Source organism: Paenibacillus sp. BR2-3 (assembly GCF_046529485.1).
Classification (GTDB): Bacteria; Bacillota; Bacilli; order Paenibacillales; family Paenibacillaceae; genus Paenibacillus_AQ.
Genome location: NZ_CP126311.1, coordinates 1,537,870 through 1,563,253, shown reverse-complemented (window position 1 = coordinate 1,563,253; position 25,384 = coordinate 1,537,870). Strand labels below are relative to the sequence as shown.

The following is a 25,384-nucleotide window of genomic DNA, read 5'->3' as shown; positions in this document are numbered from 1 at the left end:
GATATGATGAATCCGAATTTAACCCTCCAGGCTAAACGAGCCATGAAGAGCTGTCATGGCATTATATTTATCCAAAAAGGCAAGCCCTTCCTCCACGCAGGCCACACCATACCGAATGGCCTTATCCTCCGAAGTGAATGGGAAGGGAAAGCCTGCCCGCAGGCTCTTCAAGACTAGAATAATCCGTCCAGTGTACAGCAACGCCCGGCCAAACCCTTCACCATTGATCTCGGCCGCACTCTGGATAATCGCTCCGCTTTTTTCCTCCATGACTCCTGCTACTGCCTGAAATAACAACGGTACCTGCAGCCTTACCTTAGGAGAGACGGCGCAGTTGAAATCGGATTGATTTTTGTCTTCCGGAGAAGCCAGAAATAAGGTTGCTATCTTCTCCTGCGAGGAAAGAGTAGCGTATCGCCCAAAGAAATCTTCGGTATCCAAAAGATTACATAAGCGGCGAGTAAAGGCCTCTACCATCTCTTTATCCAGCTCCGGCTCATTGCCCGCCGTGCGGGTGCGACGTTTAATCGCCGCCCCTTCCGGAACAATCCTTCCCACCGGCGCAATATCTTCTTTAGCCATGGGTTCCATCCGACTCTCCCCCTTCGTCTTCTTCTGCACGAAGTACCTTGGCCAGCCATAACGGCGGCTTACCCTGGAGCATTTCAACGAGCCGCTTCACCTGATCATCTATCGGGCTGCCAAACTGCACCTTCACAGGCATAATCTTGCGACGAGTCACCCGAGCGGCAGCAGAAGCGCCAATCTGCATGATAAAAATAAGTGTGCAATCGCTAACCGCCTCCAGACGGCTGTCAATCCTGCCTGCTTCATCCTGGTTTAGAATTTCCGGCAGCTTACGCAGTTCCAGAAGCTCCCCCCCACTTTTTGTGACATTATAAACAGCGAACATCGGACTTTGCCCGAAATGGGCATTCACTCTGATTCCATCATCTGTTGCGAACGCTACTTTCACGACGCTCCGCCTCCCTTCGCATTAACAAATTACCTGCTTTATTTGTCCATTCCATTGCCCCCCGGTAACCCACCGAGGTTGACATGTAGGCTCCAAGTTCGTTCCACACCGGAAAACCCGCCGGCATAAATGCAGCTTCGATTCGCTCCGCTCCGGCCATACCATGGGAGCTGCCGATCCATAAATCCGCGCCTTTCCCCAACACTTCCGCATCATCGAGGTCGCCTATCCAGACCTCCCGCTCCATTCCCGATACTACCGGAGTGTCACAGGAAGTGAGCAGCGCCTTCTGCTCCACACCGAGCTCATCCAGCCACTGAGAAACAGAGTACAAATGGTCTGGCTCCAGCGCAGCCAATACGGACATCCCCGCGAACTGAAAATGGGCGTCCAGCATACTGTCCAGCAGGTTCTCACGATGCCAGCAATAACGAAGCGGCACGGGTTCACCACTAATTTGATGCAGAAAATGCAGCAGTTCATCAGAAGCCTTAAGCCCCATGGCTCCCTGAAACACTTTATAGGGTGTGCCCAGTGCATTATGCAGCCTTCTTGCCGGACGCTCCATACTTCCGCCAATAGCAATGGTAAGCCCGGATTGCAGACTTTGCAGCATGGAATCCAGTGGCACACCACCCCTTGTCAGCGGTGAGAATCCGGTCAACAAATGACCCGATAGCGAGGTTGAAATGTCCGGTACAGCTATAACTTCAAACCCAAAGGCGGCGATCATTTCCTTCAGTTCCATCACATCGCCAGGTGTTAGAAATGATCCAGGCAGCAGTGTAATCTGACGGGAGTTCACACTTCTTGAGCCCCGGTTTCCAGCCTGCTGAATCAATTCATCCACCATCGCCTCCACTGTCCCGCTAAAGCCTGATTCCAGGGACCCGCGGAAATCGGGCAGTGTCACCGCAAAGGCGAGACCGCCGCGCATGTTCCGCTCCCTTTTGTAGGTTTTCAGCATCGACTGATAATCGACCCCGGCAACATCCGTCAGTTCCGTGCCGATAATCCCAATAATGTCGGGACGGTGCTTAGTCAGTACGGAGTTCAGCGCCTCTTCCAAATTGCGATTGGCGTCAAAAATGACATCCATCTCCTGCAGAGCTGAGGTCTGTACCGCGATCGGTTCCCGGAAATGACGAGTTAATAATGCTTTGGGAAAAGCAGAACAGCCCTGCGAGCCGTGAATAACCGGCATTGACCGGTAACAGCCCTGCAGCGCCAGCACACCACCAAGTGATTGCCCAATTTTGAGCGGATTGACAGAGGTGGGCTTGATCCTTTTGTTAACGGTCATAAGGCACCTCCTTATCCCAAGGGGCAGGACTTGAAGCAAGCTTCCAGATCGGGTTTGCAAGCGAATAGGTTAATTCTTTTGCAAGCCGCAGCAAACCTTCATATCCTGCATAAGCTCTATGCCGTTCCTGATTGATATCCACGAATGGAATCTGTTCTTTCATGGCCACATACATGTTTCGCCCGCCGGCAATCATAATATCGGCTTTACGCTCTTTTACAGTTTTGAGAATACGGCTGGCTCCGCCCTCCGGAATATATTCGGTATCGTCGCCTACTCGTTCGGCAATTCTCGCTACATCATCATCTGTGCTTTTATTCGTTCCGACACCCACTACCTGGATACCCAGCTCCTTGAGTGCGGATATAATCGACCAGCTTTTGACGCCACCGGTATAGAGCACCGCCTTTTTCCCTTTCAGGATTTTGCGGTAAGGCCGCAAATCATGAAGCAGCCGGCTCTCTTCACGCTCAGTCAATCGGTCTACCCTGCGCTCCATCTCCCGGTCGTTCAGCAGAAACGCCATTTGGCGCAAGGAATAAGTCGTTTCCTTAGCCCCATAGAATGAGCCTTCAAAATAGGGGATATTGTATCGGGACTCCATTTCCTTGGCCAAACCCAGCAGTGCGCGGCTGCATACAACCATGTTCACCTTGGCCCGATGCGCCCACGTGATCTCCTTGTATCTGGCATCACCTGTTATTCGTGACATGAGTGTAATCCCTGCACCGTTCATCAGCTTCTCGATATCCCACATCTCACCGGCGATGTTGTACTCTCCGATCAGATTCACACCTAGCGGAATTTCCTGTTCCGGCTCCCCTGTTCCAATTACATATTGAAGCAACGCTTCTCCCGCAAGCCGGTTGCCCAGATTCTTGCTGCCCACAAAGCCGGGGCTGTTGACAGGAATAACCGGAATGCCAAGACGTCCGGACGCCTCTTTGCATACCGCATCCATGTCCTCACCGATCAGCGCTGTTACACACGTCGAATATACAAATATTGCCGGAGGCGCAAAGCGCCCGGCAATATAGTCAATACTTTCTTTCAATTTTCTTTCTCCGCCAAAAATAATGTCGGTATCGTTCAGGTCCGTAGCAAAGCCGTATTGAGAGAGTGAAGGACCGCTTGTAAGGGTACCCCGGCTCTCCCAGCTGTTGCCGGCACAGGCGATGGGGCCGTGTACAAGATGTGCGGCATCCATAATCGGAAGCAGGGTAATCTGGGCTCCGTCGAAGGAGCAGCCTCCAGCCGCCTCGCCCGGCTTGGGCCTAGGACAGGGCTTGGATTTGGGAGTCAGGCTCCCGCAATCTTTCGCTTCAAACTCATCTTTTCGAATGGGCTCCATCGGCACTACCTCCCTCGCTGTAACTGAATGCTCCTTACCTAGATAAAGGTGATTCATGTCACGCTTCACTGGCGGATTGTCCTTCCGGCCGCTGTTGTTCCCAGATTTCCTGATCTAACCGTTACACGGTTGAAATCCGGGAACAAAGGCGGACGCTACCGCTCCTCCAAGACAATTCCGCCCGCTTCGCTCAATGAATCACTCGTTTCTCAACATAACGACCAACCCTTACGGCTCACTCAACCCTATGAGTACACCAGAGTTTTAAGCCGCTCACACCGCTTTTTTACTAACGCACAAGATCATGGTTGAAGCCGGAAGAGTCCTCGTCCAAATTTTGCAGGATAGTGTTAACTATGGTTGTTAGCAGATTCAAAGCGCCTTGGTAACCAATGATAGGATAACGGTGCAAATGATGGCGGTCAAAAACTGGGAAGCCTACTCGAATCAGCGGTACACCGGCGTCTTTGGCGGCGTATTTCAGATGGGAGCTTCCGACAGCGAGATCCACAGGATTATCAATCAGCAAGGAACGCATATGCCACAAATCGTTGCCGATATAGACCGTTGCTTCAGCGCCATATGGGCTGGCCGCAAGCAAAGCCTCTGCTTCTTCTTTAAAACCATTATCTCCGTTAGAGCAAATGATATGAACAGGCTCCATTCCGGTTTCCAGACAGAACTCAATCAGACCCATCAACAAATCCGGGTCCCCTACCAAAGCAACACGTTTACCGTGCAGGTAAGGATGGCTGTCTGTCAAAGCATCTACTATACGGCCACGCTCATCAACGAGCTCGGCGGGAACTGGAAGTCCTGTAAGCTCGCTAATTGCTTCGACCAATCGGTCGGTCGCGGTGATCCCAATGGGTGTCGACATGGATACCGTCTGCTGCTTCCACGTGCCTTTGATATATTCCATCGTCTTCTTGACTGAATATTTCTGCAACGAAAGTGTACCCAGGGCATTTGCCGCTTTCGGTACATCCTCAAGCTTCGTACCACCGTAATAATAGGAGTATTCTCCTGTAGCTGGTGAATCAAAGTTACCGCTATGGTCACCCAGGAAGGTGTACTCCGTGTCAAAAGCGGCCAGGATTTTGCGAACCTCCGCAAAATTTCCGGTATAAGGCTCAAAGCCTAATATTACATTCAGCTTTTCTCCAGTGGTTTCCCCGCTGCCAGGAGCAGCCTGAATGCCGGAACGGTTATAAAGTGTGCTGATGATTGACTTCAGCATAGAATCATAACCTGTAATATGGGAGCCCGAAAAGCTTGGTGTATTCGCATACGGTATAGGCAGCTCTTCCGAGACGGCGCCTTTCTGGCGGGCATTGGAGATAAAAGCCTGCAGATCATCCCCGATAACCTCAGCCATACAGGTTGTCGATACAGCAACCATCTCCGGTTTATAGAGAGCAACACTATTCTCAAGACCGTCAATGAGGTTGCTCATTCCGCCGAACACGGCACCATCCTCAGTCATGGAGGAGGAGACAGCCGGTGCCGGCTCCTTGAAGTGACGGCTCAAATGACTGCGGAAATAGGCGGTACAGCCTTGGGATCCGTGAATAAACGGCAATGTTTTCTCAAATCCGAGCGCAGCCATAAGTGCTCCTAGCGGCTGACAGGCCTTATGCGGATTAACAACCAATGATTGGCGGGCAAAGTTCTTGTCCTTGTATTCTGACGATTTCGAATATGCCAGGGCTTCCGCAGTTTCCTGCTCGCTGCATGGAGCCTCGAATGCTTTTTTTCCTTCGCGTTGCTTAACATAGGGTTCGGACTTAAATAACGAATTATGGTCAGGGATTTCTAGTTTGTCTTTCATACGCCCGCCTCCTCTTTATGGAGTGATTCTGTTTTGCCCGGCTTAATCAAATTCCACACAGGGCTGTTAATCGTCATATCCATATCCTTGGCAAAAATCTTGAAGCCGTCATACCCATGATACGGACCGCTATAATCCCATGAATGCATCTGGCGGAAAGGGATACCCATCTTATGGTACACATACTTTTCTTTTACGCCCGAGCCCATCAAATCAATGTCGAGTCTTTGAGCAAGCTCTTCCAGCTCGTAGGCCGTTGGATCGTCGTAAATGATCGTTCCTTCCGGAAGTTCAGGGAAAGTCTTCTCATAATCATCCTTATGGGCGAACTCATAACCTGTAGCCACAACTTCCATACCCAGATCCTCGTAAGCACCGAGAGTATGACGGGCGCGCAGACCGCCGACCAGCAGCATGACCTTCTTGCCTTCCAGACGCGGTTTGAATTTGGAGATAATCGCATCCATTTGCGGCGTATATTTAGCGATCAATTTCTCGCAGTTTTCCTGAATATGCTCATCAAACAGGGCAGCAATGGCCCGCAGACTTTCAGCCGTTTTCGTAGGTCCGAAGAAGTTGTACTCCATCCAAGGAATACCATATTCCTTCTCCATCGTTGTTACCATATAGTTCATCGAACGGTGGCAGTGGATCAGGTTCAGCTTAGCCTTATGGGCAATGGCCAATTCGTTAATCGTACCGTCACCGGACCATTGGGCAATTACACGCAAGCCCATTTCCTCCAATAAAATACGGGAGGCCCATGCATCGCCGCCAATGTTATAGTCCCCGATAATATTGATATCATAAGGACCGCACTCGGCAAGCTCTCTCTTGCCCATCAGGAAATCGCGGATTGCATCATTGGCGATATGGTGACCCAGCGATTGGCTGACACCGCGGAAGCCTTCACAGCGAACCGGAATGATAGGTATACCAAGCTCAGCAGACATTTTTTTGGATACCGCTTCAATATCGTCTCCAATCAGACCGACAGGACACTCCGATTGAATCGAAATCCCTTTTGCCAGCGGAAACATTTCCTTGATCTCACGGCAAATGACTTCCAGCTTCTTATCCCCGCCGAATACAATATCCGTTTCCTGAAAATCACTGGTAACCTGCATAGCGGTGAAATTATCGATACCCAGTGTACCGTTCGCATAGTTGCGGCGTGTACCCCAACTATATTGTCCGCAGCCCACCGGACCATGGCTGATATGAACCATATCTTTGATCGGGCCCCATACAACGCCCTTGGAACCGGCATAAGCACATCCCCGTTGGGTCATAACGCCAGGACGGGATTTCATATTCGATTTAATCGAGCATTTACCGCAATTCATAAGTTCTTCGTTATTGACTTCAAAATGCTTTTCGCGGTCCTTCCGCGCTTTCTCCGGGTAGGCCTCAAGCATCTCTTCAATAATTTTTTTATTTGCTTCAATATCCAATCCCATGATGGACCCTCCTTTTCACTGAACCCATCCGGTGAACGGCCGTCTCTCCACTCCCGTTCACCGGACGATCCTAATTATTGGCCAGCGGCTTGCAGTTTTTTGATGGCAGTCTCTTCATCCTCAATAACACCGAATTCCATCAGCAGATCTTCCAGTTCTTCCATTGTGATCGGGGTAGGGACCGTCATCATTTTGTTGTTCAGAATTTTCTCTGCCAGGATTTCATATTCTCTAGCTTGAGCATGCCCCGGGTTATATTGAGCTACTGTCATTCTGCGAAGTTCAGCGTGCTGAACAACGTTGTCACGCGGCACGAAGTGAATCATTTGCGTATTCAGACGGCGGGCCAGCTCCATGATGAGCTCATCCTCACGGTCCGTGTTACGGCTGTTGCAGATCAGTCCGCCCAATCTTACACCGCCGCTGTTGGCATATTTCAAAATACCGCGGGCGATATTGTTGGCAGCGTACATGGCCATCATTTCACCGGAACATACGATATAGATTTCCTGTGCTTTATTCTCACGAATCGGCATTGCGAAACCGCCGCATACAACGTCGCCGAGTACGTCATAAGATACAAAATCAAGTCCTTCATAAGCACCTTGCTGTTCCAGAAAGTTGATGGCTGTAATAATTCCGCGGCCTGCGCAGCCTACACCCGGTTCAGGTCCGCCGCATTCTACGTTAAGAATATCGCCGTATCCTAATTGAACTACATCCTCAAGCTCCAAATCCTCTACTGTTCCTCTTTCTGCGGCCAATTGAAGCACCGAGTTTTGAGCTTTAGTGTTCAAGATCAACCGCGTGGAGTCCGCTTTAGGGTCACAGCCTACGATCATTGTTTTTTGTCCAAATTTTGTTGCCAGTTGAGCCAGAGTGTTCTGTGAAGTTGTCGATTTACCGATACCGCCTTTACCGTAGAAAGCTATTTGTCTCATGTTTCATCATCCCTTCGAAATGTTTATATTTTCAAAATAAGAGCTGTACTTCACACTTTCGAGAATCATTTCTTCAATCCCGCCCTTGCGGACGAGAGGCAAAATACCGAGTTTGTTCAGGCTTGCACGCGGCGCATCTCCGATACCGGAGCAAAGAAGAATGCGGCAATCACTTAATATGGAGCATATCTCCTTTAAAGTAGCGTCTTTGTCACCGTTGCAGTCGGCTTTGCCATGACAATAAGCCTGTATCTTTCGGACACCCAGCAGTTTTACATTCACTCCATCGGTGTCGTAAACCATGAATTCTGTGGCATGGCCAAAATGCTGATTGACCTTGTCTCCGCCTCTTGTGGAAACAGCGACCCTCGTCGTGTGTCCACCTTCTTGAAGGCTGTTTCGCCTTTGCTGCTTTGCCTTTATGCGCTGCCGGATCTTGCCGTCAAGCTCACTCTGGAATTCAGCCCGGGCGGCTTCATTTATTACCGGCTCCGCCTCCATCTTTTCCAGAACAAAATCCTGGTTACGATCTTGACCGAGCAGGCCGATCGCATCGGCACGGCACTGGCGGCAGTGGCGCATGACCTTCATGCCGTCACGGCCCAGAATCTCCTGAAGATTGTGAAGCTCCTTTGGACGAGGGGCTTTACGGCCATCCTTTTCATACTGGCTGCCTGGTGCGATAATCAGCGGTGTTACATTGTGCAGTGTGGCCCCGAGCTCTTTAACTCTTTTGGAGACTTCAGGAAGATGCTGGTCGTTGACACCCGGAATCATCACCGAATTGACCTTAACAAGAATTCCCTGCTTTGCAAGCAGCTCCAGACCCTGAAGCTGACGGCTAATCAGCAGTTCCGCTGCCTCTCTTCCTTCGTACCGCACTCCCTCATCGAACACCCAAGGGTAAATTTCACGGCCGACCTCCGGGTCGATAGCGTTAATGGTAATCGTTACATGTCGGATGCCCAGCTCCACGATTTGATCAATATGCCTGTAAAGCGTCAAACCGTTTGTACTTAAGCAAAGAGTTACATCGGGCACATGGTTCTTGACCCTTTCGAACGTATCGAACGTTTTTTCCGGGTTGGCCAGCGGATCGCCTGGACCGGCAATACCTATAACCGATAGCTGCATTAATTGTGCAGCGACCCCTTTTACCTTGTGCTCTGCCTGGGATGGAGTAAGCACCTCACTGACAACACCCGGCCGGCTTTCATTCACACAGTCGAATTTGCGGTTGCAGTAATTGCACTGGATATTACAGGCGGGAGCGACCGGGATGTGCATCCTGGCAAAATAACGGTGGGCTTCCTCGCTGTAGCAAGGGTGGCGGCTAATCTCCTCTTCTGCTTCTTTTGATAGACATGACGACGATAGCAGCGGCTCCATTGTTCCCACCTCCTAAAAAGTTATACTTACCTAGCGGACATTCACAACGTCATGTTTTCTAACATGTACATTGCTTGACTCGCTTTGATTAGTTACATCATATTTTCATACCGGGGTATCGTCAATTAATATTCAAGCAAAAAAGCACTCAATTTCCTTTTGTTTGCAGTTTCGTCATAGTATATGTAAGGTTTACTGACTTATAGTTATCATGTTTCCGTTTCCACAGGTCACATTCTGCAATAGACTAAAGCCTATAATAACGAATTGTGTGATTGACAATGACTCTCAACTCCTATATGATAATTTGTAAGCAATCCCGCAAATACTAAAATTGAATATATCCCGTAAAGGGGAGTAGCTGTTAAATAAAGTCGTCAATACGAGAATATGAGGATATTCTCCGGCTTTATTGGCAATTCATTATTGTTAGCGAGACCTTTACCAATCAAGTTAGTCCTTTATTCCAAAGGCTGATTTGTTTGGTAAAGGTCTTTTTTATATAAAATTGGTCATCATATCAGTAAGCAAATATCCTGCTTAGGGTATTCATTCGCAAAAAGGGGAGGAAGTAACAAATGGATTTAGGATTATTATTGGAGTATGGATGGGTATTGCTCGTTCTTGTAGCACTTGAGGGGCTGCTCGCCGCAGATAACGCACTGGTTTTAGCAATTATGGTGAAGCACCTTCCTGATGAGGAAAGAAAAAAGGCACTTTTTTACGGATTGGCCGGGGCGTTTGTGTTCCGTTTCGGTTCACTGTTTGTCATCTCCTACCTGGTTGACATCTGGCAGGTACAAGCCATAGGTGCCATCTATTTATTATTTATCGCCGGAAACCATATCTTCCGGAAACTGCTCTTCAAGAAGCCGGTTACGGAAGAAGCAGCCGAAAGCGGAACAGAAGCCGCCGTTGATAAAAAGAAATCCAGCTTTTGGTTTACCGTGTTTAAGGTAGAAGTTGCAGATATCGCTTTTGCCGTCGATTCCATCCTTGCGGCGGTTGCTCTGGCCGTTGCTCTCCCGGAAAGCGGACTTCCTCAGATCGGGGGACTTGATGGAGGACAATTCCTGGTCATTTTCGCCGGAGGATTTATCGGACTGGTCATTATGCGTTTCGCGGCTTCCTTTTTCGTCAAGCTGCTGCATACCCGTCCAGGTCTTGAAGTAGCCGCTTTCTTCATTGTCGGCTGGGTCGGTGTGAAGCTGGCCGTTATTACCTTGGCACATCCAACACTTGGAGTTCTGTCCGAGGACTTCGCGCACAGCACCTGGTGGAAAGTTACCTTCTACGTTGTACTTGTTCTCATCGCAGCCATTGGCTGGTTGATGAGCAGCCATAAGATTGAAGAGAATGTCGACGAGAATCCGGTTAGAGAAGTGGATAACCAGCTCGGAAATTAAATTTCATTTTTCAAGACACCTTGCGAGTAAGATCTTATTTGGGTGCTCTGAGCGGCCGCTCCGCGAACGGAACGTTGCTACAATCGCTGTTGTATCCAAGTTTCCTGAATGACCGCTAAACGGTCGAAACTCGGATACAAAGGCGAACGCTGCCGCTTTTCCGCAATCGTTCCGTCCTCTCCGCTGCTTCCAGCGTGACGGTTACAAAATACAGATGGCGATTTATTTTCGCAATTAAAAAGCAGCAAGTCTCCCGGTTATGGGGGACTTGCTGCTTGACGTTTTCGACCTATTGCGGCTTATTGACCAATCGTCTGGTCCGTTTTTCCTTGCAACTCCACCAGCTTCATGATGACTTTAGCGGCCTCAGCCTTTGTTACTGTCTGCTGCGGGTTAAACTTGCCGTTTGCACCCTCCAGCAGCCCCAGCTTCACGGCAACAGCAATGGCACCCTTGTTGCTAATGGAGGAGATATCACTGAATTGGCTCAGAGTTGTATCTTTCTCCAGATAGACTGAAATTTTGCTGTATTTTACAAAAGAGGTCAGCAGGACAGCGAGTTGTTCCCGGGTGAGCTTGCTATCGGCTTGCACTACAGCATCTCTGCTGATCCACCCGCGCTCAACAGCAAAGCTGACAAAGCTATAATACGGACTTTCAGGATTAATTCCTGCCATTGCTTTACGTTCCATACCGCCATAATAAGCTTCATAATACGGTGTCGAGGCTTTTACGATAAATGTAAGCCAATCACCAACGGTTATTTCCTGATCCGGATTCACTTTACCATCGGCATCAGGGGTCAGCACATTATATTTTACAAGCTCCGATAATTCTTTTTCCGCGGAGTGTCCTTTAAGGTCGGTCGCAGCCGCAGGCGATCCCTTCTGTCCGAAGTTCTCGTAGATGGAAACGAATTTCCCGGTGACTGCATCGATTACCTCTTGTGACTTTTTAATATCAACCGGTATAGGGGAATATACCAGCTTTACTTTTGGTGTGATATAGGACTTATCCATCGTATACCCGCCAATCCGGATATATTGGAGCTTCACCTTATATTGGCCCAGATATTGTTCCAGAGCTTCCTTCTTGGTAATTGTTGCAACAGGCTCTTGTGTGATCTTCTCAATGCCCGAAATCCGGTAAGAGTTATACGATTGCAGCCTGCCGTATATATCCAGATTAACGTTAACGAAGCTGTCGCTTATAGGGATGCCTTTGTAATAACGGACAAATTGATAACGGTATCCTTTACCGCCCGGTATAACGCTCCAGTCCCCTCCTCGTTCCATAAGCTTCAGGCTGCTGCTTGCATTATCGTACATTCGGCTTACAAGCGCCAAGGCTTTTTGCTTGGCTTCCTTCTGGGTCAGCTTCTTGCCTCCAGCGGGAGCAGGCTGCGACTTGGTTCCTTCCTGAAAATTAAATTGTTCCTCTTCAAACCGCAGTATTTCTCCAGACTCTGCATCGAGCTCTGCATAGGATTGTTGCGGATATCCGGCAGAGTAACCGTTATTTTTTCCCCAAGTCAATCTCCAGAGCTTCCGTTCCGGATTCTGGTAATCATTGCCCAGCGAACTGGAGATCAGCTTTCGATCTGCCGGAATAGTAGCAACCAGCTTCACCAGCTTGGACGCTTCCTCCATGGTAAGCTCTCTGCCCCAGCTTTTAGGCTTAAAATAATTCTTGTCCTGCGGCACATCCGCATAGGTCACAGGTGTAGAGGAGGACACTGTTCCTGCATAATCCATAGTCTTCCCGGTCAATGCATCGATAGAATATAGAGCCTGCTCAACCGGACGCCAGCCCAGAATCCAGCTGTTCACCGTTCCGCCTTTGTATACAGGAATATAATAAAGTCCGATATCCAGACTGTCGGTGAATTTCTTCTCAGCCTGAGCTTGAGTGATTTTGGGCTGTGCTGCAGGGTAGACCAGATTCTCTGCTTGTTTGTAGAATTGAAGCACATTTCCGCTGCCATCTATAGTGACCATGATAGAATCCGCTGCAGATGGAATTCCATTCTTAAGGAGCCGGAAATTAAAGTTATATTGAACAGGGCCGAATAATGCTCCATTATTGAAATTGATGGCACCATTGTCATCCACCTGCAGATCACTGCTCTTAATGGAAGGAACGGCTTTGGCAACAAAGGCCTGCGCTTTTTCCAAGGCCTGATCCTGGGATAGCTTAGGCGGATAATAGTTTTCATTGCCCAGAAGAGGGAACGAGATATATGTATTGATTAGATCCCCGGTGATGGCGTCAACCTGACTTCCAAAGCCGTACCCTCCATTACCGACCCGGTATTCCCACTGAATGTTCCAGACCATTTGATTCGCCGGAGCAGGATAGCTGTTGTTGGAGCCGAGCTCGACGTGGGATACACTGGCATCCTTTAGGACGGGGAACAATTCCTTCAGCTTGGCAATGGCCTGTTCCTTGGTAAATTTTACTTTGGCTTGGTCTGCTGTAGATGCTTCTGATGATGATGGCTTAACACTGACTGCAGAAGGAGATGCAGTGGCCGTTATGCTTTTGGATGCTGCTCCTGCAAGACCTGAAGGTACCAGCAGTGCCAGTGCTACTGTAGTGATTAATGCGGCTTTTGCTGTCTGATGAACGAAATGAGTGCTATTGCTCTTCAAAAGATTTCATCCTCCCTAACGTTTGATTCTTCTAATTATAAAGTTAATTTCATTATTTTTCCATAATTACTTTACGACAGGAAATTACATCATAAAAAGCCCTCTTTCCCCATTAAAAGGAGAAAAAGAGCCTGGATATCCCCATATCCCGTCATTTGGGAAACTGAACGCTAAATACAGAGCCTTCATTAATTGTGCTTCGCACCCTAACCCTTCCGCCGTGCGCTTCGACAATCGCTTTCACGATTGCAAGACCGATGCCGGCCCCTCCGGTTTTCCGGTTGCGTGATTTCTCCCCCCGGTAAAAGCGTTCAAAGATAAACGGTAATTCCTCAGAAGCTATTCCCATCCCAGTATCGGTAATTGTGACTTTGATCCAGGCAGGCTCCTCAGTGATTTCCACATCAATCCGGCCTTCCTTGGTATACTTATAGGCATTATTCAGCAAGTTAACAAATACCTGGAACAGACGTTCATAATCTCCTGTCATGTATACCTGTTTCCCATTCTCATGGAAATCCAATACTAGGTCCTGCCTATCCCACCGGTCGGCAACAGAATCGATAGCCTCATTAATAACCCTATTCAGGCAAAGGTCTTGCTGACGCAGCTGAATCATCGGATTCTCGGCAGCACTAAGCTTCTCCAGATCATTAATGAGCTGGACCAGCCGCAAGACTTGAAGATGACAGACTTCCAATTTATCAGGCGTTGCTTCCCAAACACCGTCCTGGAAAGCTTCAATATGGCTTTGAATCGTGGTGAGCGGAGTACGTAATTCATGGGCTACGTCCGCCGTCAGATTCTTCCGCATTTTCTCCTGCTGCTGCAGCGTATCCGCTAGGTAGTTAAGCGCCAAGCCGACCTCTTCTATTTCCGTGTGATTCCCGGTAAAAGTGATCCGTTCCGCTAACTCCCCTTCCCTCATTCGTACCGCAATCTGCTTGATTTGAACAAGGGGACGGCTGATGCCAGTAGCAATAAATCTGCTGTAAAGGAATGCAGCTGCAAGCACCAGAATAAGCGCTCCCCAGGATAACCTGTTAAACATTTGCAAAAAATCACGATTTTGCGCGAGCAAAGCCCCGTTCTTCCCCTGCATTTCGAGCGTCCCGATTTTTTCTCCTTCTTTCATGATCGCATAGCGGGTGCCAACCTCCCCTTCGGTCGAAGGCACTGCCATGCCCATACCCATACCCATACCCATACCCATACCCATACCCATCTTCCCAGTATCCCAGACAAGATTTCCTTCGGCATCATAGATACTCACAGAATAACTGCGCTGCATGGCCTGATGGGATACGGACATAAATGTGCTCCTTGGCCAATGTCCCTCAGGGTTATAGGAGGCTTTCAGGTCTTCAATCAAAAATCCGGCTTCTGCTTTCTGCTGATTCTCGACATACTTTCCGAATGCTATAGTCATGACCAGGTTTACTAGCAGCATTATAAACAGAAGCGAGCAAAAGGCCACGCTCATGTGCGATAACAGCAGCTTTTTACGCAGCCCGGTTCTATTCATCTGCACTTACCTGAAATTTATAGCCGATTCCAAAAACCGTTGCAATAAACGAGGGTCGCTTGGGATCATCCCCGATTTTTTGTCTTATATTTTTGATGTGAACATCAATAGTCCGTTCAAAGCCTTCAAAGTCATCTCCCTGTATCAGATTCACTAATTCGTAGCGGCTGAAGGCTCTCTTGGGATGACGCGCCAGAATTTCAAGCAGCTTGAATTCAATCGGCGTCAGAGAAAGGATCTCTCCATCCATCCTGACCTCGTGCAGCCCTGAATTTATGGATAAACGCCCGCCTCCGAAAGCAAGCGCATGCTCCTCTTCCCGGTTCGGCTGCAAGTGCGATCTTCTCAGCAAACTGATGATCCGGGCGAGCAGCTCCCGCGGACTGAATGGTTTCGTGATATAGTCATCCGCTCCAATTAGCAGACCATTTACGATGTCGTCCTCACTGCTCTTGGCGGTTAACATTAAAATAGGAATATCTGACGTTTTCCGAATGGTTCTGCATACCTCTTCACCGGAAATATCCGGCAGCATTAAATCGATCACTACCAGATCGGGCTGGAGGTTCTCGAAGAGCTGCAGCGCTCCTTTTCCCGAATCCGCTTCATACACAATGTAATTATTTTTCTGCAAATAGGCTTTGATCACCTGAAGAATATCATTCTCATCATCCACAATTAGAATTGTTGCAGAATCCACCTTCATCATCCCTTCAATATATAAAAAGATAGACCTCCACATTGCCTGTGAGGTCTATCTTATCAAGCTTTCATTAAAAATTCATCATGCCGCCGCCGTTTCCGGAATTGTTCATCATCTGTCCCATACCATTTCCGTTATTCGATTGACAGTTATTCAACATATCGTTGATTTGAGTGTCGGTCAAATCCGGATGCATTTGCTTCGCGAATGGCAGCATCCGTTCGAAGAAGCTTTCCCCTTTATCAGGGCTAGCCGCGTACACACTCGTCCCGATTCCCATAACCATCACCAGCGCAATAACACCTATCCATACTTTCTTCATTGTCTTTTCTCCTCCTTCTTCTTATGGTCTTAGCATAACCCAAGGATATGAAGAACTAATTTGGAACCTGTGAAGAAGTTATAAAGATTAGGGATCGAAGCTATACTAATAGCGCTTATAATGTAGCTAAGATAACAAGTACCAAGGAGGGGACGGCATAAACACCTGGAATCTGCAACCTTACTGGAGCACTACCGCGGACCCCGCACGGCAAATGAACTTAGCAAAATCAATTCCTGCACCAAAAGCGTGCTCTCCGCGCTGATCAGCATTGCCATAGATAAAAATATCGTACCGCATCCGGATACGCCGATTCTGGAATTTTTTCCACAGCTGGTCCAGGATAGCGACACACGCAAGCGTCAGATCACGATCACCCATTTGTTAACGATGACAGCTGGCTTTCAGTGGAACGAGTTCGGCGGGTTAAATTCTTTTCCGACGATGACCCGGACTACGGACTGGGTGAAGTTTGTCCTGGCGCAGCCGCTGGCTGAGTCTCCGGGAACAGTGATGGCATACAATTCCGGAGGTTCCCAGTTGTTAGCGGCGATATTGAGCCAGGCTTTCGGACAATCTGTAGCTGAATTCGCCGAGCAGCAGCTGTTCCGGTATCTCGGCATCGAGAGATATCGCTGGGACAAGGACCCGCAAGGCATTCATACCGGAGGCTTCGGGCTGTATTTAAAACCATGGGATATGGCTAAGCTTGGCCTTCTCTACCCTGCATAAAGGAAGCTGGGAGGGCCGACAGCTCCTTCTTCCGGGTACCGTACTGCGTTCCACCACTCCGGTTATTGAGGCCGATAAGCCGTACCATGGCTTTTATGGCTGGCACTGGTGGATATCTTCCTTTTCTGCCGGAACGGAGCAAGCAGCAGAAATCCCTTATCATTTTGCACTGGGTTTTGGCGGCCAATATATTATCGTTGTTCCGTCCTGCGAACTGGTGGTTGTTATCACTGCGGATAAAAACACTAAAAAGAAGAACCCGCCTGTCGACGTGTTCCGTGAATACATCGTGCCTCTCCTTGTTAAAAGCTATATCCCAAACTAAAAGGAGACTTAACCTTTTGTCCTTGTGTATTTCCCATAGTCCTTAATAAGTACTTTGGAGTGGCACTCTACCTCAATCTCGGGATATACCTTTCTCCAATCCAGATTCTTCCACTCGGCATAGGATAGGCTGTTTCTCACGTATTGTCCGATACCCAGACTGTCCACTTTGTTCTGCTGCATTTCTTTGATCATTTGTTCAGCTCGGGAGGATATATGGTCCGCTATTAATTTTTCCAATTCGAGGCGTTGATCCTTTTTAAATAGCTTGTGCTGACCGGTATATTCCAACACCGACCCTTGAATGGAAGCGGTGATATCGACCTTGAAGCGGTTTCTATCCAAATGATGTACCTTTACCTTCCGTTTACTTGATACCGAACTGAACATAACGCTTTCTTTCTGCCCTGTGCTATCCTCCAAATCAAGAGCAATTTCCCCCTGTTTAATAGTACCTCTGAAAATGGCAAATATAAGCCCGTCCTTGGCCGGGATTTTCATAATGTAGCGGTCATCCTGGAATAAAGCAATTCCATCAACAGCAGCATGTTCCCCTGCGTCTTTAAGTAGAGGTGCTACCGGATCTATCCCATCGTCATTGTAATCCCTTGAGAACTCGTACAGAGTTATCTTCGGAATCGTGTTTCCGGTTGATTCTTTCTCCAGTAATCGTGTTATATATTGACCCGTGTCCTGGTGCTGTTTATAATTTTTGGCGAGCAGTTCACTGGCTTCGCCATTGACAATGGTTACTTTGACTCCAAGAGCAACTGACGGATCGCGCAATAGCGTATCTATATGACTTCCAAGCCCGTCCTTGGCCAGATTTAACCCGAATAAGGTATTTCTTAACTGTCCGCTGACTACATCAAGTTCGGTTTGGTTCGAGAAAATAAGCCTTGCTTCTTTAATGCTGTCCGTCTCCGCCGTTAAAACGATCCTCTTGAGAGTGGCGTCGGGATCGGGAATCGGAAGGCTGGAGGTCACCCTAAGTTTGTTATTGTCCCCCAGATCATAGCTTGAGGTTTGAACCATTCCTAAGTTTTCCAATATTCTCTGATCCCCATCGCATCCGGTAAGCATGCATATTAGAACAACGGCTGCCACAAATCTAAGCATGTGATTCCCTTCCTTTTCCCTGAATGAGCAGTACGATTATTAAAATGATCGGTAAACCAAAACCAATACCGGTCACTACGTATCCCAGATTTGTGATCCAGGCATTTACTTGATCTATAGTCTTGGGAATTATCGCAATGCAAAAGGTAACTAAAACGGTTATGAAGATAAACAGAGGAGACTTAGCCTTCGGGGTTATTCTTGTTACAGCCTCCAGTCCCGCCCATATATACATCACTACTGTAATCAGGATAAGAAACAAAAAGAAGCCAAACAGAAGATTCTCCAGCCGCTCAACGAACGGAAAATGGATAAGGGCGAGCAAATCAATCAGGGGAAATAATAATTTTTTTAACTGGCCCAAGCTGAAGAAACCAAAACAAACAATCGCCAGGCTGAAATAAATCAAGGTTAAAAAAGCATTTCCTGCATATATGGCCAACATGGCCTTCTTTTTCTTATCCACATAAGGAAAAAAAAGGATAGAAAGCTCATAACCAAGAAAGGCAGCATAGATTTCGGCTCCCCCCTTAATCATATCGTGGCCTCCCTTGAAGATGAATGGGGTTAAGCGTACCCACTCAAAATTAGGTAAAAACACTAATAACAACGGATACATCCAGATTGTCATCCAAAAGAAAAGGGTCGCCGCTTTGGATATATTGTATATTCCCTTTAGGAGGAGCAGGTATAAAAGGATATCCACACCGACCTTGAATACCATTGGATTCGTTGTTGGAAAGGCAATCATTTGAAACATAAGCACATACTTTTTGCCGATCATACATCCGAATATTGACCAGACCGAGGCCATTCCAAAATAAACAGGATAGAGTACGGCTTTAGGAATGGAGCTTTCAAGGATTTCGAAGATGGATCGTCCTTTTCCCAGCCGGTATACCAAAGAAATTAAATAAATATTGAATGTAGAGATCACGAAGCAAATAAACAAAAAAAGCCATCCGTTTGTACCATAGAAATCAGCCAGTGAACGCGGCAGCGTGAACATAACAATACCCGACTGGGTCATATACACCAGTACAGTGATATGAAAGGGACTAAGTTTCTCATTCTCATTCTTAATCAAAGGGAATCATTCCTATTTTCGAATTTTGTTCCTGACCACATTAGGGGTCTTGGTCTGGGAGGGCCGGGTTTTTAGCAGTGAAAATGGCGCTCTGATGAATACATCCTTCCAGTCCCTGCCTTTCATCGGTGCCAATGGGGTCACATACGAGGACCCGAGACTTGTCAGACCGGACAAGTGGATAATAACCAGCGCTATTCCCATGACCAACCCCATATTCCCCCAAATGCCGGCCATAATAATCAGACCGAACCGCATCAAGCGAATGGATGCGCTCATGACGTAACTCGGTATAACGAAAGAGGCAATGGCTGACGAGGCGACAGCGATAATAAGAACATTACTGGTCAGTCCAGCTTGTACCGCCGCTTGTCCAATGACAATACCGCCTACGATGCCAATCGTCTGTCCGATTTTGGTGGGAAGGCGTGCCCCTGCCTCCCGCAGCATTTCAATCATGGATTCCATTAGAAAGGCCTCATATACGGGTGGAAACGGCACCCTGCTCCTCGATTCAGCCAGGGTAATAAGCAGTGATTGGGGAATCATCTCATAATGATAGGTGGTCACGGACACATACATGGCCGTGAAAGTGATCGCGACCAGCAGCGCTGAGAATCTTAATACCCGGAGGGCAGTCCCCAAGGCCCAGCGCTGGTAGTAGTCATCCGGAGACGAAAAGAACTCAAAAAATGCTGTGGGAGTGCAGATAACTGTCGGACTGCAGTCGACAATCGTGATGATCCGCCCGGAAACCAATTTCGACACGGCAACATCCGGCCGCTCTGTGGTTAGAAACTGAGGGAATATCGAATTGGAATTATCTTCAAATAATTGACTCAGCATCCCCCCGTCTGTCACCGCATCGTACTCAATGCCCTTGATCCGATGCACCACTTCATTTACAAACTCCATGTTGGCAATACGATCGATATAAAGGATATACACATCGTTTTTTGTAACTTCACCGACAGAACATTTAATAACTTTTAAATGCGAGCTGTGCAGTCGGCGGCGGATTAAGGAAAGATTCATACCGGCAGCCTCGACAAAAGCATCATGGGGGCCCACGATTACAGACTCCGTCTGGGAGGGTTGGACGCTTCGCCCTTTAGGACCATAAACATCGACTAAAAAGACTTTGTCCCCGTTAAAGATGGCAGTCTTGCCTTCCAAAATGCCTAATACCGCATCCTTGGAATGGGCAACTTCGACAAATTGAGATTGTTTGAATAATTGTTCCAGCTCCTGGATCTGAATATTGGCAAAAGGTTCAAGGATCACGCTGGTAAACAACTTAAAGTCCACCAGGAGAGGAAAATATATAATATCCGTATGTATGTCCGGAAATGTCCGGTGAATGACATCAGCACAATTTTCAAATTGATGAAGAATGTGCTGCAGATTAAGCGTTTCATCTGGAGTCTGTTTCATAGAAGGTGACTGCCCCTCTTTCACAATTTGTAGATTTAGTGTCCCCAAGAACTTCCTTAATATTTATTATAAGTATATAAATTACAACAAAAAACCTCCCCTCACCCCTAAAGGTAAAAGAAGGCTTAAACGCGGCATTTCCGAAGCAAGGCAGCTATATTTTCAGCTCCCCAAGCTTGATCAGCTCGACAACCGCTTGCGAACGGCCTTTTACGTTTAATTTTTGCATTACATTGGAAATGTGGTTGCGAACCGTCTTTTCGCTGATGAATAACAAACCAGCGATATCGCGTGTGGTTTTGTCCTGCACTAGAAGCTCGAAAACTTCGCGCTCACGATGTGTCAACAAAAATTTGCTGTGATGTTCGTTCCCTTTCAATGGTGTCACCCCTCCTTGCTCGGGTTTGTTTGGTATAACAAGGTAAAGGGATACAGTCAAATCATACTATGTATTGGGGATGTTAATGGTGCTGTTAAGGGTCTAAAATGGGCGATAGCGGATACATAAAACATAGCTCTACTTGCGGCGCAGGAAGACTAACCTTACCGGTCCGTCATAGAACTATCGTTCCCGTTAGCGTAATTAGATCATTTCTTAATTTACTAATCGTTCATAAATAATTTCGTAAGCCGTAGGTTTTCCATGATGATAGTTTCGGTAATATATATTTCAATCAGTCGCCATTTTCGATGAACCCATCAAAATGAAATGTTGTACAGCGTGCAGGATTTGGGTTGTATTCAACACCATCCGAGCTGAAATGTTGTACAGCATGCAGGATTTGGGCTGCATTTAGCACCATACGAGCCGGAATGTTGTACAACGTGCAGGATTTGGGCTGCATTTAGCACCATACGAGCCGGAATGTTGTACAACGTGCAGGATTTAGGTGTTAAGCACCACACGAGTTTTAGCGGGGCTCTTGCTCAACTTTTCGCTTGGCTTTTGCTTGGCCTTTAAGGCAGCTCCGTTTGCTATTTAATTTTTGCTAATAATGGTCACCCTAATGAAGTCACTATTGCAACTTTTTCTGTTTTATTTTATTCTATAAATGAAAATGATTTTCTTATATTATTGAATATTAATAAAAATAATTTTAGTTTATCATGATGAGGTGATATGATGGCCCCTATCCTGCATGCCCTGGACCATGAGATGTCCAAGCTTTCCCATATGGAGCGTAAGCTGGCGGAACGTATTTTGGCATCCCCCGGCGAGGTGATTCATATGGGGATACGAGAGCTCGCGGAGCAATGCGGCACTAGTCCTGCTACGGTAACGCGCTTTTGCAAGGCTTTCCATTTCAAAGGCTTCCCAGACTTCAAAGTAAAACTGGCAGCGGAAATCGCTCAGAATGAACATGCTTTACAGGATGGAGGCTCTTCGTATCAGGATATTGTAGCCGGGAATCCGCTTTCGGTGATTGTGGAGGCGATGCAGGCCAATCATCTAGCTTCGATAAGAGACACTACCTCCCTGTTGAACATTGAGCGGCTGCAGGAGGCAGTCGATCTGTTATGCCGGGCGCGGCGAATCGATCTGTACGGGATGGCGACGTCCTCGATTGTTGCCCAGGACTTCTACCAAAAGCTGATCCGTATCGGGGTGAACTGTACCGCTTTTGCCGACTCGCACATGCAGATTACCTCAGCATCCACCTTATCGGAAGAAGACGTAGCTTTTGCCGTATCCTATTCGGGAGAAACGCCTGAAACGATCGACGCCTTAACCTGTGCAAAAGCCAGCGGAGCCCGTACTATTGCCTTAACCTCTTACGGGAGCAGCACCCTGGCTACTAATGCTGATATCCCTTTATTCTCTTCATCGCTGGAACAGGGAATGCGCCGGGGAGATATGGCTTCACGCATCGCCCAGCTGCATATTATTGATATTTTGTTTACCGGAATGGTTAGTACCCGTTTCGGAGATTACATTCCAAAGCTCGAACGATCCTATCTTAACGTCCAACAATACCGTCATAAACGGGGAGGTCAATCTTCATGAATATTTTCAAGCTTCAAAATGACGAGGATTTCGTACAGACCGGCGCAAATCTTATCGTAAGTCTGCTTCAGAGCAATCCTAAAGCGGTGCTGGGTTTAGCTACCGGCAGTTCACCTGTAGGTGTCTACGCCCGGGTGGTGGAAATGTACCAAAAAGGACTTGTAAGCTTCTCGAAAGCTTCCTCATACAACCTCGATGAGTACGTGGGTCTGCCCGTAGAGCATTCCCAAAGCTACCGCAGCTTTATGAACCACCATCTGTTCAACCATATCGACATCGATAAGAGCCGGACGTATGTTCCGAACGGCAACGCAGCAGATCTTGATGAGGAATGCCGTGCCTACGACAAAATGCTGGAAGAAAACGGACCCGTCGATCTGCAAATACTGGGCATAGGGAGCAATGGGCATATAGGCTTCAATGAGCCTGATGCCAGCCTGAGCAGCGGTACGCATGTGGTGGATTTGCTGGAAGAAACACGCGAAGCCAATGCCCGCTTCTTCCCTGCACTGGATGATGTGCCCCGGCAGGCGGTAACGATGGGTATAGCCAGTATTTTAAAGGCCAAACAAATTGTATTACTCGTTCGCGGCGAGGAAAAAGCAGAAGCTGTCAAAAACGCAATAGAGGGCCCTATTACTACGCAATGCCCTGCGTCCCTGCTGCAAAGCCATCCCAATGTTGTCGTTCTGCTGGATGAAGGAGCAGGGAAATGGCTGAAATAAATAAACACCAAGGAGAACTGTTATTCGGAAAAGTAATGACTCCTCGTGGCCTGATTCAGCAGGGAGTCATTGCCGTATCCACGGATCAGATTCATTATGCCGGCGAAGCGAAATGGCTGCCAGAAGCCTATTCGAACTGGCCTTCCACCAGCGAACGGGAGGGTTTGTTCATCCCAGGCTTCGTGGACGTGCATGTTCACGGCGGAGCAGGACATGATTTCATGTATAGCGACGCCGAGGCTCTGGATTCCATAACCAGGTTCCACTGTTCACAAGGCACAACAACCATGCTCGCCACTACAATGACAGCTCCCAAAGCTGCAATTGACCGTGTGTTATACGAGGTTAATAGCTACCGTTCCAGCAAGATGCCATATGCCAAGTTAGCGGGTGTACATCTGGAAGGTCCCTTTATCAGTCCAAAATGGCCCGGTGCACAAAACCCTGAGCACATCGTTCTTTCAAACATCGATTGGTTGGAGGAATGGGAAACACAATATCCGGGTCTGGTGCGTCAAGTAACGCTTGCTCCCGAACGGGAAGGGGCTCTTGAAGCTATCACCTGGCTGCGTAAACGCGGAATTACAGCCGCCCTCGGTCATACCAATGCTACTTATGACGAGGTTATTACCGCCGTTGAGGCAGGGTTAAATCAGGCGGTGCATGCATTCAATGCAATGACATCGCTGCATCATCGTAAACCCGGCACAGCTGGAGCCGTGTTGGGTGACGAGCGCATACGTGCTGAAATTATCGGAGATGGTATCCACGTGCATCCCGCTGTTGTCTCGATACTGGCCCGATTGAAGGGTAAAGATAACCTTCTGCTCATTACAGACGCAATGTCGGCTGCAGGTCTTAGCGACGGTGAATATAAGATTGGTGATTTGCCTGTTTTAGTACAAAAAGGCATAGCTACCCTTAAAGATCATCCTGAGTCTCTCGCCGGCAGTACATTAACAATGATCAAGGGCTTCCGTTTCCTTGTTCATGAAGTAGGTCTATCCCTTGAGGCTGCCTCCCGTGCTGCCAGTCTCACACCGGCAATTTCGCTTGGCCTCGACCGGAACATCGGTTCTTTGGAATCAGGTAAGCAGGGCGATATTCTGTTGCTCAATAGTGAACTTAACTTGTGCGGCGTTTGGATTCAAGGAAGTAAAATCAACCTTTAGACTAAGATTACAATGCCCAATCCACCAGGAACCTAAAATAACGCAGCCAACCCACTCGCCCTTGCGGCGTTAGGAATGGCTGCGTTATTAGTTTATCCGTTATGCAGGATAAACTATCGGTTATTATCAACCCGTGTCGGGAAGATGCGTTCCACCATGGTTCTGAACTCGTTCACAAAGCCCTGAAGCGGATGTCCTCCGCGAGCCTGATCGGCATAGCTGTTAACGCGCTGAACAAAATCCGGATTGGCCGAAACGTACACGGCATCAATTTGCGGTGCGTATCTTTTAATTTCAGCAGAAATTTTAGCCTTAATGTCACCTGATAAACTATCGGTATCGCCATTCATCCTATTTCCGGCAGTTGTGCCGCGAGTTCCTATTCCCCGGTCTGTTCCGGTACCAATACCGCCCGACCCCATACCGTCAGATCCCATACGGCCGATACCCATGCGGCCTGAAGCCCCTCTGTGGCGAGCCGGATCGGTCATTGTGCCACCAGTACCCGTTATTGAACCGCCTTGACCTGTCAATATTCCTCCGCCACCTCTACCGGATCCTGCGCCAATAGGTGCAGCATTTGTTGTACTTCTGTCATTTGTTCCGGAACCAGCCTCGTCCAGAGTAACAGCCACATACGCACTATCCCCGGCCAACAGAACGTTGGCGGAGCGAACATCCTTCATGGCAGCAATACGATCAGCCAAGTCCTGACTCAATTCCAGCTTATTGATGGTATGTGCTCCATTTCTACCGTCACGGACTGAATTCACATTCAGACGCCCGCTTTTGGCCTCCTGGACATTATTTGTACGAACATTATTATTTCCGGCCGCATCATTATTGGTTGCGCAGCCTGTAACTCCAACCATACCAAGTAGCAGCGCCACCGAAAGGGACCTGCTGATTGTGGATCGCAACATGTAAT

At 48.0% G+C, this 25,384-nt stretch carries 23 protein-coding genes; 6 read left to right on the top strand and 17 right to left on the bottom strand.

Annotated features, from left to right (window positions below):
- Nucleotides 1-18: 18 nt before the first annotated feature.
- From PaeBR_RS07415 to nifB, 8 genes are all read right to left on the bottom strand, one after another.
- The gene (locus PaeBR_RS07415) at nt 19-591 is read right to left on the bottom strand and encodes a DUF269 domain-containing protein (protein WP_410514210.1); all 573 of its coding nucleotides are present in this window, start codon (nt 589-591) and stop codon (nt 19-21) included.
- Nucleotides 575-976 (bottom strand): nitrogen fixation protein NifX, encoded by a 402-nt coding sequence (gene nifX / locus PaeBR_RS07410; protein WP_410514209.1) that lies wholly within the window; start codon nt 974-976, stop codon nt 575-577. Before nifX ends, PaeBR_RS07415 begins: the two co-directional genes overlap by 17 nt.
- Nucleotides 951-2,279 carry a nitrogenase iron-molybdenum cofactor biosynthesis protein NifN gene (nifN, locus tag PaeBR_RS07405; protein WP_410514208.1) on the bottom strand — a complete coding sequence of 443 codons (1,329 nt, stop codon included), beginning with the start codon at nt 2,277-2,279 and terminating at the stop codon, nt 951-953. Before nifN ends, nifX begins: the two co-directional genes overlap by 26 nt.
- Nucleotides 2,269-3,630: a nitrogenase iron-molybdenum cofactor biosynthesis protein NifE gene (gene nifE, locus PaeBR_RS07400; RefSeq protein ID WP_410514207.1), complete on the bottom strand. Its 1,362-nt coding sequence runs from the start codon at nt 3,628-3,630 to the stop codon at nt 2,269-2,271. The genes nifN and nifE overlap by 11 nt, the downstream gene beginning before the upstream one ends.
- Before the next feature lie 289 nt (nt 3,631-3,919).
- Nucleotides 3,920-5,461: a nitrogenase molybdenum-iron protein subunit beta gene (nifK, locus tag PaeBR_RS07395; protein ID WP_410514206.1), complete on the bottom strand. Its 1,542-nt coding sequence runs from the start codon at nt 5,459-5,461 to the stop codon at nt 3,920-3,922.
- Nucleotides 5,458-6,921 (bottom strand): nitrogenase molybdenum-iron protein alpha chain, encoded by a 1,464-nt coding sequence (gene nifD / locus PaeBR_RS07390; protein ID WP_410514205.1) that lies wholly within the window; start codon nt 6,919-6,921, stop codon nt 5,458-5,460. The genes nifK and nifD overlap by 4 nt, the downstream gene beginning before the upstream one ends.
- A gap of 74 nt (nt 6,922-6,995) precedes the next feature.
- Nucleotides 6,996-7,862 (bottom strand): nitrogenase iron protein, encoded by an 867-nt coding sequence (nifH, locus tag PaeBR_RS07385; RefSeq protein WP_410514204.1) that lies wholly within the window; start codon nt 7,860-7,862, stop codon nt 6,996-6,998.
- A 6-nt stretch (nt 7,863-7,868) separates the two neighbouring features.
- Entirely contained in the window at nt 7,869-9,251 is a 1,383-nt protein-coding gene (nifB, locus tag PaeBR_RS07380; RefSeq protein ID WP_410514203.1) for a nitrogenase cofactor biosynthesis protein NifB, read from the bottom strand.
- Nucleotides 9,252-9,829: 578 nt separating this feature from the next.
- Here nifB and PaeBR_RS07375 point away from each other — a divergent pair.
- Entirely contained in the window at nt 9,830-10,657 is an 828-nt protein-coding gene (locus PaeBR_RS07375) for a TerC family protein (protein WP_410514202.1), read from the top strand.
- Nucleotides 10,658-10,956: 299 nt separating this feature from the next.
- Here the strand turns inward: PaeBR_RS07375 and PaeBR_RS07370 are convergent, their stop codons facing one another.
- From PaeBR_RS07370 to PaeBR_RS07355, 4 genes are all read right to left on the bottom strand, one after another.
- Entirely contained in the window at nt 10,957-13,308 is a 2,352-nt protein-coding gene (locus tag PaeBR_RS07370; protein WP_410514201.1) for a YcdB/YcdC domain-containing protein, read from the bottom strand.
- A 151-nt stretch (nt 13,309-13,459) separates the two neighbouring features.
- Nucleotides 13,460-14,833 carry a sensor histidine kinase gene (locus PaeBR_RS07365; protein WP_410514200.1) on the bottom strand — a complete coding sequence of 458 codons (1,374 nt, stop codon included), beginning with the start codon at nt 14,831-14,833 and terminating at the stop codon, nt 13,460-13,462.
- A complete protein-coding gene (locus PaeBR_RS07360; protein WP_410514199.1) occupies nt 14,826-15,542 on the bottom strand; it encodes a response regulator transcription factor in 717 nt (238 codons plus the stop codon). The genes PaeBR_RS07365 and PaeBR_RS07360 overlap by 8 nt, the downstream gene beginning before the upstream one ends.
- Nucleotides 15,543-15,606: 64 nt before the next feature.
- The gene (locus PaeBR_RS07355; protein WP_410514198.1) at nt 15,607-15,858 is read right to left on the bottom strand and encodes an FAD/FMN-containing dehydrogenase; all 252 of its coding nucleotides are present in this window, start codon (nt 15,856-15,858) and stop codon (nt 15,607-15,609) included.
- A 165-nt stretch (nt 15,859-16,023) separates the two neighbouring features.
- Between PaeBR_RS07355 and PaeBR_RS07350 the strand changes: the two genes are divergently transcribed.
- Together PaeBR_RS07350 and PaeBR_RS07345 are read left to right on the top strand one after the other, a co-directional pair.
- On the top strand, nt 16,024-16,590 hold the full coding sequence (locus tag PaeBR_RS07350) for a serine hydrolase domain-containing protein (protein WP_410515113.1): 567 nt from the start codon (nt 16,024-16,026) through the stop codon (nt 16,588-16,590).
- Nucleotides 16,568-16,915: a hypothetical protein gene (locus PaeBR_RS07345; RefSeq protein ID WP_410514197.1), complete on the top strand. Its 348-nt coding sequence runs from the start codon at nt 16,568-16,570 to the stop codon at nt 16,913-16,915. Before PaeBR_RS07350 ends, PaeBR_RS07345 begins: the two co-directional genes overlap by 23 nt.
- Nucleotides 16,916-16,923: 8 nt before the next feature.
- On the opposite strand, the gene PaeBR_RS07340 is transcribed toward PaeBR_RS07345, so the two are convergent.
- The 4 genes from PaeBR_RS07340 to PaeBR_RS07325 all read right to left on the bottom strand — a co-directional run bounded on the left by PaeBR_RS07340 (nt 16,924) and on the right by PaeBR_RS07325 (nt 20,933).
- Nucleotides 16,924-18,033 carry a Ger(x)C family spore germination protein gene (locus PaeBR_RS07340; RefSeq protein WP_410514196.1) on the bottom strand — a complete coding sequence of 370 codons (1,110 nt, stop codon included), beginning with the start codon at nt 18,031-18,033 and terminating at the stop codon, nt 16,924-16,926.
- Nucleotides 18,026-19,120: a GerAB/ArcD/ProY family transporter gene (locus PaeBR_RS07335; protein ID WP_410514195.1), complete on the bottom strand. Its 1,095-nt coding sequence runs from the start codon at nt 19,118-19,120 to the stop codon at nt 18,026-18,028. Before PaeBR_RS07335 ends, PaeBR_RS07340 begins: the two co-directional genes overlap by 8 nt.
- 12 nt (nt 19,121-19,132) lie before the next feature.
- Nucleotides 19,133-20,554: a spore germination protein gene (locus tag PaeBR_RS07330; RefSeq protein ID WP_410514194.1), complete on the bottom strand. Its 1,422-nt coding sequence runs from the start codon at nt 20,552-20,554 to the stop codon at nt 19,133-19,135.
- A 154-nt stretch (nt 20,555-20,708) separates the two neighbouring features.
- The gene (locus tag PaeBR_RS07325) at nt 20,709-20,933 is read right to left on the bottom strand and encodes a helix-turn-helix domain-containing protein (RefSeq protein ID WP_019908812.1); all 225 of its coding nucleotides are present in this window, start codon (nt 20,931-20,933) and stop codon (nt 20,709-20,711) included.
- Between the two features lie 744 nt (nt 20,934-21,677).
- On the opposite strand from PaeBR_RS07325, the gene PaeBR_RS07320 reads away from it, so the two are divergent.
- From PaeBR_RS07320 to nagA, 3 genes are read left to right on the top strand one after another with little or no spacing between them, the layout of a single operon-like run.
- Nucleotides 21,678-22,559, top strand: coding sequence for a MurR/RpiR family transcriptional regulator (locus PaeBR_RS07320; RefSeq protein ID WP_410514193.1), 882 nt, complete (start codon nt 21,678-21,680; stop codon nt 22,557-22,559).
- Complete coding sequence (gene nagB, locus PaeBR_RS07315; protein WP_410514192.1) at nt 22,556-23,284, top strand: glucosamine-6-phosphate deaminase; 729 nt, start codon at nt 22,556-22,558, stop codon at nt 23,282-23,284. The genes PaeBR_RS07320 and nagB overlap by 4 nt, the downstream gene beginning before the upstream one ends.
- Nucleotides 23,272-24,456, top strand: coding sequence for an N-acetylglucosamine-6-phosphate deacetylase (nagA, locus tag PaeBR_RS07310; RefSeq protein ID WP_410514191.1), 1,185 nt, complete (start codon nt 23,272-23,274; stop codon nt 24,454-24,456). Before nagB ends, nagA begins: the two co-directional genes overlap by 13 nt.
- A 113-nt stretch (nt 24,457-24,569) precedes the next feature.
- On the opposite strand, the gene PaeBR_RS07305 is transcribed toward nagA, so the two are convergent.
- Nucleotides 24,570-25,379, bottom strand: a complete 810-nt coding sequence (locus PaeBR_RS07305; RefSeq protein WP_410514190.1) for a YhcN/YlaJ family sporulation lipoprotein — start codon at nt 25,377-25,379, stop codon at nt 24,570-24,572.
- Between the last annotated feature and the right edge of the window lie 5 nt (nt 25,380-25,384).